The organism is Verrucosispora sp. SN26_14.1 (genome assembly GCF_004307965.1).
GTDB lineage: Bacteria > Actinomycetota > Actinomycetes > Mycobacteriales > Micromonosporaceae > Micromonospora.
This window is the reverse complement of record NZ_SISL01000184.1, coordinates 1-10,990: the sequence shown is the minus strand read 5'-3', so window position 1 is coordinate 10,990 and position 10,990 is coordinate 1. Positions and strand designations below refer to the sequence as shown.

8 protein-coding genes and 3 pseudogenes are annotated in these 10,990 nt (G+C 72.6%); 2 read left to right on the top strand and 9 right to left on the bottom strand.

Annotated features, from left to right (window positions below; genetic code table 11):
• Positions 1-192 precede the first annotated feature (192 nt).
• The gene (locus EYA84_RS17320) at positions 193-1,506 is read left to right on the top strand and encodes a DUF2252 domain-containing protein (RefSeq protein WP_131054100.1); all 1,314 of its coding nucleotides are present in this window, start codon (positions 193-195) and stop codon (positions 1,504-1,506) included.
• A 17-nt stretch (positions 1,507-1,523) separates the two neighbouring features.
• Here EYA84_RS17320 and EYA84_RS17315 read toward each other — a convergent pair whose 3' ends face one another.
• Complete coding sequence (locus tag EYA84_RS17315; protein WP_131054099.1) at positions 1,524-2,570, bottom strand: glucose 1-dehydrogenase; 1,047 nt, start codon at positions 2,568-2,570, stop codon at positions 1,524-1,526.
• 156 nt (positions 2,571-2,726) lie between these two features.
• Between EYA84_RS17315 and EYA84_RS17310 the strand changes: the two are divergent.
• Positions 2,727-3,335: pseudogene (locus EYA84_RS17310) on the top strand (NADH-quinone oxidoreductase subunit C); the annotation flags it as partial.
• 80 nt (positions 3,336-3,415) lie between these two features.
• On the opposite strand, the pseudogene EYA84_RS17305 reads toward EYA84_RS17310, so the two are convergent.
• The 8 genes and pseudogenes from EYA84_RS17305 to EYA84_RS17270 all read right to left on the bottom strand — a co-directional run.
• Positions 3,416-5,251 (bottom strand): annotated as a pseudogene (locus tag EYA84_RS17305) (nitrate- and nitrite sensing domain-containing protein); the annotation flags it as partial.
• A 421-nt stretch (positions 5,252-5,672) separates the two neighbouring features.
• Positions 5,673-5,855, bottom strand: coding sequence for a hypothetical protein (locus EYA84_RS17300; RefSeq protein ID WP_131054097.1), 183 nt, complete (start codon positions 5,853-5,855; stop codon positions 5,673-5,675).
• 219 nt (positions 5,856-6,074) lie between these two features.
• Positions 6,075-6,419 (bottom strand): antibiotic biosynthesis monooxygenase, encoded by a 345-nt coding sequence (locus EYA84_RS17295; RefSeq protein ID WP_131054096.1) that lies wholly within the window; start codon positions 6,417-6,419, stop codon positions 6,075-6,077.
• A 2-nt stretch (positions 6,420-6,421) separates the two neighbouring features.
• Positions 6,422-7,660 (bottom strand): beta-ketoacyl synthase N-terminal-like domain-containing protein, encoded by a 1,239-nt coding sequence (locus EYA84_RS17290; protein WP_131054101.1) that lies wholly within the window; start codon positions 7,658-7,660, stop codon positions 6,422-6,424.
• A gap of 53 nt (positions 7,661-7,713) precedes the next feature.
• A complete protein-coding gene (locus tag EYA84_RS17285; protein WP_131054095.1) occupies positions 7,714-8,988 on the bottom strand; it encodes a beta-ketoacyl synthase in 1,275 nt (424 codons plus the stop codon).
• A complete protein-coding gene (locus tag EYA84_RS17280; RefSeq protein ID WP_131054094.1) occupies positions 8,985-9,383 on the bottom strand; it encodes a cupin domain-containing protein in 399 nt (132 codons plus the stop codon). The genes EYA84_RS17285 and EYA84_RS17280 overlap by 4 nt, the downstream gene beginning before the upstream one ends.
• Complete coding sequence (locus EYA84_RS17275; protein ID WP_131054093.1) at positions 9,376-10,143, bottom strand: SRPBCC family protein; 768 nt, start codon at positions 10,141-10,143, stop codon at positions 9,376-9,378. The genes EYA84_RS17280 and EYA84_RS17275 overlap by 8 nt, the downstream gene beginning before the upstream one ends.
• Positions 10,140-10,990: pseudogene (locus tag EYA84_RS17270) on the bottom strand (acetyl-CoA carboxylase biotin carboxylase subunit); the annotation flags it as partial. The pseudogene EYA84_RS17270 and the gene EYA84_RS17275, both read right to left, overlap by 4 nt.

Here is a 10,990-nt window from a genome sequence, read left to right as displayed (position 1 = left end):
CCACCGGCCGACGCGCGGCCCGCCGACGGCGCCTCACCGGCTGTGCCACCCCGCGACGCGGCCTCCCTCACCGCCCCGCCGGTACGCCCTCCGACCTCCTGAAACTCGCGGCGACGCCCGATCCGGGGCCAGCGGGGCACCCCGCTCGGCGCGGTCGCCGCCACGGTGGCGGCCGAGCGCTAGCGTGCGGTCATGACCGACTTCGCGGAGCCGCGCTCCGCCTTCATCGTCAAGGTGCTGACCGAGGAGTTCGGCACCCTGATGGCGCTCGACCCGGCCGCCTTCCGGCGCAAGTTTCGCAAGATGGCCGCGTCGCCGTTCGCGTTCTACCGGGGCAGTGCCAGCGTCTTCTATGCCGACCAGCGTGGCGACTTCGCCGACGAGCGGTTCCTGGACGAGCAGACCAGCCGGGTGTGGATCCACGGCGACCTACACGCGGAGAACTTCGGCACCTACATGAACGGCTCCGGCCAACTCGTCTTCAACGTCAACGACTTCGACGAGGCGTACGTCGGGCCGTTCACCTGGGACCTGCGGCGCTTCGTCGCCAGCGTGGCCCTGATCGGCTACACCAAGGCGCTCTCCGACCGGGTGATCAGCGACCTGGTGACGGCGTTCGCCGAGCACTACCTGACCGAGCTGCGGGCCATCGCCGCCGGCGGTGACGACGCGATCGGTTCCATCACGCTGGACAACGCCGACGGCGTCCTGCGCCGGGTGCTCCAGCAGGCCCGCCTCAACACCCGGGTCGACCTGCTGCGCGAGCAGACCACCGTGGACCAGTACGAGCGGCGGTTCTCGCTGCGCGACGGCGTGTACGAGGTGGACGACGACGTCCGGGCGCGGGTCTGCGCCGCCTTCCAGGACTACCTGGACACGCTGCCCGCCAGCACCCAGACCCGGCCGGTGGCGGCGCAGATCAAGGACGTGGTGCTGCGCAAGGGGGTGGGGATCGGCTCGGCCGGGCTGCCGTCGTACAACCTGCTGCTGGAGGGGCACACCCAGGCGCTGGAGAACGACGTCCTGATCTACATGAAGCAGGCCCAGGTCCCGGCGGTCGCCCGCTACGTCGACGACGAGCGCGTCCGTGGCTACTTCCGCCACCAGGGCCACCGGACGGCCGAGTCGCAGCGCGCCCTCCAGGCGCACGCCGACCCGTGGGTGGGCTTCACCGAGCTGGACGGGGTGGGTCAACTCGTCGCCGAGGTCTCCCCGTACGCCGCCGACCTCGACTGGGCGGACGTCAACGAGCCCGAAGAACTGGCCGGGGTGCTGGCCGACCTCGGTCGGGCGGTCGCCCGGATGCACTCGGTCGCCGACGACGAGTCCAGCCACGACCTGGTCGACTATTCGACCGAGGAGGCGATCGTCGCGGCCGTCGACGCGGACCCCGCCGGCTTCGTCGCGCACCTGGTCGACTTCGCCCACGCGTACGGTGTGCGGGCCCGGCAGGACCATCAGCTCTTCGTGGACCTGTTCCGCAACGGTGAACTGCCGGGCGTGTAGCAGCTCCGGGAGGCCGGTCAGGCGCCGAAGTCGATGACGACCTTGATGTCCTGGGGGCCGGGGGAGTAGGCCGAGGCGTACTCCGACAGCGGCACCCGGCGGGTGATCAGCGCGCCGAGCCAGTCCCGGTCGGCGCGGGCCAACGCCTCGGCGGCGGCTTCCCAGTGCCGCCGGTTGGCGTTCACCGACCCGAAGACGACGTTGTTCTCCAGCACCAGGGTGCGGTTGAGCGCACCGGCGTCGAAGTCGATGATCCGGCCGCCGCTGGAGACCCCGGCCAGGCAGACGATCCCGGTCGGTGCGACCTTGCACATGGCCTCCAGGACGACCACCGGTGCGCCGGTGCACTCGACGATCACGTCCGGCTCGAAGTCGAGTTCCTCGACCGGCCCGGAGTGGTACGTGGCCCCGAGTGCACCGGCCAGCGCCGGTTTGGGTCCGTCGCTGGCCAGGTCGAGCACGTGCACCGACAACCCCCGCTGGCTGGCCAGCAGGGCGGCCAGCAGGCCGATCGGCCCGGCACCGGTGATCAGGGCGGTACGCGGCTGCCACTCCGCCCGCCGCCCGATCCGGTCGATGTGGTCCCACGCCTTGACCACCACGCTCGTCGGTTCGAGCAGGACGCCCACCTCGCCCAGCTCCGGGTCGAGGCCGACGGCGAACCGGGGTTGCAGCCGCCACCGCTCGCGGGCGAACCCCGGCAATCCCTTGATGCCGTGTTCGGTGAACAGGCCGTTGCGGCACATGTCCCACTCGTCCACCGCGCAGTTCGGGCAGGGCAGCGGGTCCGGGTGCCGGACGATCCCGGCGACCAGGTCACCGGTCTGCAGCGTGCCGGTCGGATCCTCCAGCACCCGGCCCAGCGACTCGTGTCCGAGCACCAGCCGGTCGGCGCCGGGCGGCGCCTCGCCGTACTGCCCGTCGATGATCTCGATGTCGGTGCCGCAGACTCCCACCGCGACGGCCTCGACCAGGATCGCCCCCTCCTCGGTGGCGGGTTCCGGGTAGTCGTCGAGCAGTCGCAGCGAGCCGGGTACTCCCGGGGTCACGGTCACAGCGCGCACCGGCCCATCCTGTCGGGCGCCGACGGGCCGCCGCCGGCAAAGCCGGGATCTCCACCCGGCCGCGCACCACCGGCCGGGCCGTGGGCCGGGTCACCGACCGCAGGACCCGGCTCGCAGCCGGGCACGGGCGGCCGGACACGCCCTAGGATCAGCGGCATGACACCGGAAGAGGTCGGCCGGCGGCTCGTCACACTGCTCGCCCCCGTCGAGGCCACCGCGACGCTCTCCGGGGGTCAGGCGCACTCCCGGGCCACCGTCGACGTACCCCCGCAGCAGTGGCGGGCGGCGTTGCTCGCGGTGCGGGACGACCCGGAGCTGGCCTGCGACTACTTCGACTGGCTCTCCGCGGTCGACGAGCTGGCCGACGGGTTCGACGTGGTGGCCCACCTCTGGTCCACCACGCACCGGCACGGGGTGCTGCTGCGGACCCGGGTGTCCCGGGCCACGCCCACGGTCGACTCGGTGGTGTCGGTCTACCCGGGTGCCGCCTGGCACGAGCGGGAGACCCACGAGATGTTCGGCATCGACTTCGCCGGGCACGCCGATCTGCGACCGTTGCTGCTGCCGCCGGAGTTCGAGGGCCATCCGCTGCGCAAGGAGTTCGTGCTCGCCTCCCGGGTCGCGAAGCCCTGGCCGGGGGCGAAGGAACCGGGCGAGTCCGAGGCCGGTGGCGGGCGGCGGCCGATCCGCCCGCCGGGCGTACCCGCACCCGGGGAGTGGGGCGTGGTGCCGACCCCGGCCGCCCCGTCGTCCGGGGCGATCGCGTTCCGGTTGGTCAACACGGTGGCCGGCAGCATCACCCGGGCGGTCACCCCGGTCACCGGGGAGGGCGCGAGCTGGACGTCGATGCCCAGGTCGCGGGCGAGTTGACCGACCACGTGGTGGCCGAGGTAGCGGGTCGGGGCCGAGACGTAGTCGACCTCACCACGCAGGCGGGCGTTGGCCTCGGCCATGTCCTCGGGCGACATGCCGATGCCCTGGTCGGTGATGGCCACGAGGTAGCCCTGCCCGCTGCGCCGGCCCTGGATCTCCACGTCGGAGTCCGGCGGCGAGAAGGTCAGCCCGTTCTCGACCAGCTCGGCGAGCATGTGGGCGACCGCGCTGACGTTGGCGCCGACCACCCAGGCGTCGTCGATGCGGCGGATCTGCACCCGCCGGTACTCCTCGACCTCGGAGATGGCGGCCCGGATCACGTCGGCGATCGCGAGTGGGCGGGTCCACTGGCGGGGACCGCCGGCCCCCACCAGGACCAGCAGGCTCTCCGCGTTCCGGCGCATGCGGGTGGCGAGGTGGTCCAGTTCGAAGAGGTTGGCCAGCCCGGCCGGGTCGGTCTCCTCCCGTTCGAGCTTGGTGATGAAGCTGAGCTGACGGCGGAGCAGGTTCTGGTTGCGTCGGCCCAGGTTGGCCAGCGACTCGGTGGTGCTGCGACGCAGCACCGCCTGCTCGGTGGCGAGGCGGAAGGCCACCGCCTGGACCTGGTCGAGGGCACCGGCCACCGAGCGGACCTCGGTGCTGGAGCGGGCCGGCACCTGGACCGGGTCCGGTGCCCGGGGTTCGCTCTCCTCGGTGCCGTCCTGGAGCTGCCGCACGGCGACGGGCAGCCGGTTGGCCGCGAGGTCACGCGCCTCGGCGGCCAGCTTCGCCAACGGCCTGGTGATCGACCGGGAGGCGAGCACCAGCAGACCCACCGCACCGGCGAGGAAGAACGTCACCAACGCGCCGAGCACGAAGAGACGCTGGGTCGACTCGCCCTGCCGTTCCGCGGCCCGCGCCTCGATCTCCGCGCCGACGTACTCCTGCATGTGGCGCATGCCGTCCAGCACGGTGGTCAGGGCCGACCACCACGCCTGCGGGTTGACCTGCACCCGACGGCCGTCGGCGGAGTCGAGCGCGACCTGCTCGAAGAAGCCGGCCACCCGGGCGGCGCCGGTGTCCAGCACCCAGTCGTTGGCGGCCCGCTGGCTCGGGGTGGCCCGCTCCTCGAAGTCGGCCAGCGCCGTGTCGCGGGCCGCGCGCATCTCGGCGAACTGGAGGAACTCGCCGTCGGCGAAACCACCGGCGGAGAAGACCCCGTTGAGGAACGCGCGCTGCTGGGCGGTGCTCTCCTTGATCCGGCTCAACGCGGTCAGGGTCGCCACGTGCCGTTGCAGTTGCGGGTCCTCGGCCTGGTCCAGGTCGTAGTCGAGGCGGTTCAGGGCGGCGATGCGTTCGGTGAAGAAGTCGAAGGTCGCGGCCCGGCCGGCGCTGCCGCTGTCGGTGGCGGACCGCACCACGTCGAGTCCGTCGAGTTCCCGCAGTGCGGCGCCGACCCGGTCGGCCACCGGTCCGTCGGAGATCGCCTCCTCGACCGCCCGGCGACGCTCGTCCACCCGCTCGCGGGCCGGGGCGACCTCGTTGCGGAAGCCCTCGTTGCCACCGAGCAGCGCGGCGCTGATGCCACGCTCGACCTGCAACTCCTGGGTCAGGTCCTGCACCTGGAGGGCGAGCGAGACCGACTCGCTGGCCTTGCGGACGGCCTGGTACGACGACACCTCGACGACCGTCACGTAGCCGAGCAGGAGCAGCACGGCCGCCACCGGCAGGGCGATGATGGCGGCGAGCCGACTGCGGATGCTGCCGCCTGTCACCACAGACTCCTCGGCGCCCGCGCCGGTCTGTGGTCGCACGCCGGCAGGGCGCATCGGTCGGGAACCTGTGTGGACACGCGGTCTCCAATCACCGACAAGGCCACGCAGGCCGGTGTGAGGCATCAGGGGGATTGATCACAGCAATATCCCGGCATACCCGGCCGCCCACAACCCTCCGGCGGATTCGTCACGGCCGGAGAGCTTGGGTTCTGCCCTTTCGGGCAGCGTCGGCGGACCAAACGACCGACCCCGGTTTCGGGCATTGTGAAGTGTGCGGAGACCGAACGAGTCCCGGATCGTCGGCATCGGAGGAACCACCCTCGCCGACCCGGCCGGGTACGCCTTAATCCGTTACGTCACCACTGCCGGAGCCGGTGAAGCGCTCCCACGGCGGTGGCACGCGAACGTCGACGAGCCGATGTGGACGGTCGCCGGTGTGAGGTGGTCGTCGGCGGGATCTCTCGCCAGGCGGGCCTCACTCGCCGGCCGGGACCGCTCCCACCGCCGGACCGACGGGCGGCGAGGTCGACTCCCCGCCCGCGCCCTCGGCACGGCCACCGCGAACCCGCTCCGGTCGCCACTCGCCGACGGGACGTCCGAACGGGTCGGCGGGTACGGGCCGACTCGACTCGGTCGGGAGGTACAGCGGGCCCGTCATGTGAATCGCCACCGTCCTGTGTCGACGCGAGAACAACGTGTCTCGCCAGTGCTGCGGGAACCGTACGGCAGCCGGAACGCGCATTGCCAGATGCAAATGGCTTAAGGAGAAAGGGCGACTGGCGGGATTGTCGACGCCCCCTTCAGCGGGCAGGATCAGGTCCGTGTGCCCACTCCCGGTACACACCAGGTGACCGAACGTACGATCCGGGGTGTCCGCTCAGGCCGGGACCGGAGTCTGTGCGTACACCTGGAACCGCAACGAGCGGGCGTCGGTGAAGCACTCCCGCATCGGCCGGACCAGGTCACGGTGCTCGGGGCTGCGCTCCCACGCCTCGAAGTCGGCCAGACTGACCCACTCGCTGGTGATCAGCCACTGCTCCGGATCGGTCGCCGAGCGGCACACCTGGTCGACCAGATGCCCCGGCACCCCGTCGGCGACCAGATGGCGCACCGCCTCGTACGCCCGCAGGAAGTCCTCGGTGCGGTCGGCGGGGACCCGGACCAGGAACACCACCCGGCCTCGCGGCGGGCCCGTCCCGTCCCCGCGCTCTCCTGACGTCATCACTACTCCGTTCCGCTCGGTGGCGCGCCGCGCAGCACCAGCGCGCTGTTGAATCCGTCGAACCCTCGGGCGCAGACCAGCGCCAACCGGCTGCGCGGACGCCGGGCCGCCCGCAGGAAGCCCAGGTCACAGCCGGGAGCCACGGTGTCCGGGCCGGCCGACGCGGGCAGCGTGTCGTGCGCGAAGGCGAGCAGCGCGGTGGCCACGTCCAGCGCCGAACCGCCCTGGTGCGCCCGCCCCGTCAGCGACTTGTGGGTGGTCACCGGCGGGGCGAGTCCGCCGAAGACCGACCGCAGCGCCTCGGCCTCGGCCCGGTCGTAGCGGGGCACCCCGAGCGCGTCGGGGATCACCACGTCCACCTCGGCCGGTTCCACCCCGGCCCGCCCCAGGGCCAGCCGCATGGCACGGGCGTACTGCCCCGGGTCCCCGGCGGACTCGGCGGTGGTGTGCGCGGCGTCGTGGGTCGCGCCCCACCCGGTCACCTCGCCGTAGATCCGGGCACCCCGGGCCACCGCGTGACCCCACTCCTCCACCACGAAGACCGCCCCGCCCTCGGCCGGCAGATAGCCGCTGGCTCCGGCGTCGAACGGCCGGTAGGCCCGCTCCGGGTCGGTCTCGCCGCTGAGCAGGCCGGACCGGAGCTGACAGGCCAGCGCGTACGGGCTCAGCGGGCACTCGGTCGCCCCGGCGAGCACCACGGAGGCACCCCGTCGTACGGTGCGGACCGCGTGGGCGAGGCTGTCCAGGCCACCGGCCGACTCGGCCACCAGCACGCCGCACGGACCCTTGGCCTGGTGCCGGATGGAGAGCTGCCCGACGCTGGCCGCATAGAACCAGGCGATCGACTGGTACGCCCCGACGGTGCGGCTCGGCGACGACCAGAGCCGTTGCAGCTCCCGCTGGCCGAACAGGTTGCCGCCGGAGGAACTGGCCAACGTGACCGCCCACGCGTACGGGTCGGGGGCCTGCTCGGGCAGCCCGGCGTCGGCCAGCGCCAGTCCGGTGGCGGCGAACCCGAGGTGGGTCCACCGGTCGGTCTGCACCAGGGCGCGGTTGTCGGCGTACCGGGACGGGTCGAAGTCGGCCACCTCGCCACCGAGGCGGGTCGGGTAGCCGGCGGCGTCGAAGAGGGTGATCGGCCCGGTGCGGCGCCGACCGGCGAGCACGGTCCGCCAGTGCGCGTCGGCACCCACCCCGCTGGGCGCGACCACACCGATGCCGGTCACCACCGCGCGGGCCACCGTGCCGTCGCCGTACGGTCGGCCGGTCGTCGTGCCGCCGTACGCGGGGGCGGTCACCGGGCCACCTCCCGACCGAGCCGACGGAACAGCATGGCCGACTGGAACCCGCCGAAGCCGCTGCCCACCGAGAGCGCCACGTCCACCGGCACCTCCCGTGCCTCGTTGGGCACGTAGTCCAGGTCGCACTCCGGGTCGCGGGTGGTCCAGTTGGCGGTCGGCGGCACCACCCCGAACTCGATGGCCAGCGCGCACGCCGCCATCTCGATCGAGCCGATCGCGCCCAGCGAGTGCCCGACCATCGACTTGATCGAGCTGATCGGCACCCGGTACGCGGCCGGTCCGAGCGCCCGCTTGAACGCGGCGGTCTCGTGCCGGTCGTTCTGCCGCGTGCCCGAGCCGTGCGCGCTGATGTAGGAGACGTCCTCCGGCGCGAGCCGCGCCTGCCGCAGCGCGTCGGTGATGGCCAGACCCATCTCCACACCGTCCGGACGCAGCCCGGTCATGTGGTAGCCGTTGCTGCGGCTGGCGTAGCCGGCCACCTCGCAGTAGACGTGCGCGCCGCGCCGCTGGGCGTGCGTGGCCTCCTCCAGCACCAGCACCGCCGCCCCCTCGGCGAGCACGAAGCCGTGCCGGTCGGCGTCGAAGGGACGCGAGGCGTGTGCCGGGTCGTCGTTGTCCGGGCTGGTGGCCTTGATGGCGTCGAAGGAGGCCACGGTGACCGGGGAGATCGGCGAGTCGGCGGCGCCGGCCAGCACGATGTCCGCCTCGCCGTCGGCGATGAGCTGGTGGGCGTACCCGATGGCGTCGATCCCGGAGGTGCAGCCGGTGGAGACGACCTGCGCCGGGCCGTGCAGACCGTGGTGGCAGGCCACGTCGGCGGCCAGGCTGCTGGGCACCAGGGCCGGATAGAGGTACGGGCCACCGAGCGCCGCGTCGACCAGCCACCGCCGTCCGCTGTCGCTGACCGTGACGTACTCCTGTTCCAGGGCCATGGTGCCGCCGACGGCGGTGCCGAGCACCACGCCGGTCCGGTCCCGCTCGGCGTCGGTGAACTCCAGCCCGCTGTCGACGACCGCCTCGGCGGCGCAGGCGAGCGCGAACTGCACGTACCGGTCGGCGCGCTGCCGTTGCGCCGGGGTCAGCCCGGCGGCGTCCGGGTCGAAGTCGCACTCGGCGGCTATCTGCGAGCGGAACGGCGACGGGTCGAAGAAGCTGATCCGCCGGGTCGCGGTCCGTCCCTCGGTGATGCCCTTCCAGAACCGGTCCCGGGTCACGCCACCGGGAGCGACCACGCCGACCCCGGTCACCACCGTGCGCCGCCCGGTCACGACCCGTTCCGCTCGTCGGCCACCTCGGTGTCGACGTGGCCCAGTTCCGGGCGGGGGGCCAGCGGACCGAGGTGGAACACCACCTCGGCGGGCTCGTCGCCGGTGTTGCGCAGCCGGTGCCGGACGTTGCGGGCCACGAAGAGCGCCTCACCGGCGGTCAGCAGCACCGGCTCGTCGTCCAGGTCGACGGTGATCGTGCCGCGGGCGACGTAGAGGAACTCCTCGCTGTACGGGTGGTAGTGCTCGGCGATCCGCTCCCCCGGGCCCATGGTGGCCACGCCCATGAACCCCGAGGTGCTACCGACGGTCCGTGGGCCGAGCAGGACGCGCAGCTCACCGCCGCGACGGCGGTCGGCGGGTACGTCCCGGGCGGCCACCAGTGCCAGATCACTCATCGTCGCCTCCGGTTGTCGACGCGGTCGCCACCGTGGCGGCCCGCTCCCGTGCCAGCCGCTCGATCCGGTCCTTGATCACGGCGAGCTGCACCACGCTGTTGGTGTTGATCCGCTCGGTCATCCCGGCGTTGTCCACCGGGGCGGTCGGCTTCATCGCGAAGTCCTGCACCCAGGTCATCCGGACGCCCTCGGGCTCCTCGGTGTAGGTCCAGTGGATCCGCATGTACTCGAAGGGTCCGGTCTCCACCCGCAGCGCCCGCACCTGCCGGGTCGCCGGGTCGGGCGTGCGTTCGCTGATCCAACTCCAGGCCACCCCGTTCTCGTCGGGGTGCATGGTGAGCCGGAACCGTACGGTGTCGCCGTCCAGGCCGAGGATCTCGGCTCTGGCGTACTCGGTGAACAGCTCGGGCCAGCCGGCGACGTCGTTGGTGACCGACCAGACCAGGTCCAGCGGCGCGGCGATGACGATGCTGTTCTCGGTGTGCCCGGGCGGGTCGGCGGCCGGGGCCGGTGGGTCGGTCTGCTGGGCGACCAACTCGGCGACGGCCGGGATGGTGAGCTGGGCGGCCTGCTCCGGGATGCTCACCCGCCACCGGTCGGCGACCACGGCGGAGAGTTCGAGCAGCGCGAGCGAGTCCATCCCCAGTTCCTCCAGGGAGGCCGCCGGGGCACGGGCGGCCGCGTCGGGATCGAGCCCGCAGTTGGTCACCAGGATGTGGGTGATCTCCGCGGTCAGCGAGCGGCCATCGGTGACGGTCATCGGTTCCTCCTCGGATGGGCGGGGGTGGGTCCGGCGGTCATCCGGTCGACCAGGCCGGTGGAGTAGCTCCCCTTGCGGAAGTCGGCGTCGTCGAGGACGCGCCGGACGAAGGGGATGGTGGTCCGCACACCGGGACCGGTGATCTCGAACTCGCGCAGGGCCCGGTCCAGCCGGCTCAGGGCCAGGTCGCGGTCGGGGGCCCAGACGGCCACTTTGGCCAGTAACGAGTCGTAGTGCGGGCCGACCAGGTAACCGGTGTGCCCGTGGGTGTCGACCCGGGTGAACGGACCGCCGGGCGGCACGAAACGCTCCAGCCGGCCGGGGGTCGGGACGAACCCGCGATCCGGGTCCTCCACGTTGACCCGGCACTCGACGGCCACCCCGGTGAACCGCACGTCCTCCTGCCGCCACCGCAGCGGCGTCCCGGCCGCGACGTGGAACTGCTCGTGCACCAGGTCGATTCCGGTGATCATCTCGGTCACCGGGTGCTCCACCTGGATCCGGCAGTTGATCTCCAGGAAGTGGAACCGGCCCTCTCCGTCCACCAGGAACTCCACCGTCCCGGCCCCGGTGAAGCCGACCTCGAGCGCGCCGCGCAGGGCGGTGCGTGCCAGGGCGTCCAGGATCGTCGGGGCCAGCGCCGGTGCGGGTGCCTCCTCGACCAGCTTCTGGTGTCGGCGCTGCACCGAGCAGTCCCGGGTGCCCAGGTGCACTCCGTTGCCGTGGGAGTCGCAGAGCACCTGCACCTCGACGTGCCGGGCGTCGGTCAGGTACCGCTCGACGTACACCCGGTCGTCGCCGAAGGCGCCCTGCGCGGCGGCCCGGGTGCTGTCTCTTATACACAACG

What these genes read in the sequence shown, in the direction of transcription:
- EYA84_RS17295 (WP_131054096.1), bottom strand. Translation starts at nt 6,419, where the DNA reads ATGACGTCAGGAGAGCGCGGGGACGGGACGGGCCCGCCGCGAGGCCGG.
- EYA84_RS17320 (WP_131054100.1), top strand. Translation starts at nt 193, where the DNA reads ATGACCGACTTCGCGGAGCCGCGCTCCGCCTTCATCGTCAAGGTGCTG.
- EYA84_RS17280 (WP_131054094.1), bottom strand. Translation starts at nt 9,383, where the DNA reads ATGAGTGATCTGGCACTGGTGGCCGCCCGGGACGTACCCGCCGACCGC.
- EYA84_RS17300 (WP_131054097.1), bottom strand. Translation starts at nt 5,855, where the DNA reads ATGACGGGCCCGCTGTACCTCCCGACCGAGTCGAGTCGGCCCGTACCC.
- EYA84_RS17275 (WP_131054093.1), bottom strand. Translation starts at nt 10,143, where the DNA reads ATGACCGTCACCGATGGCCGCTCGCTGACCGCGGAGATCACCCACATC.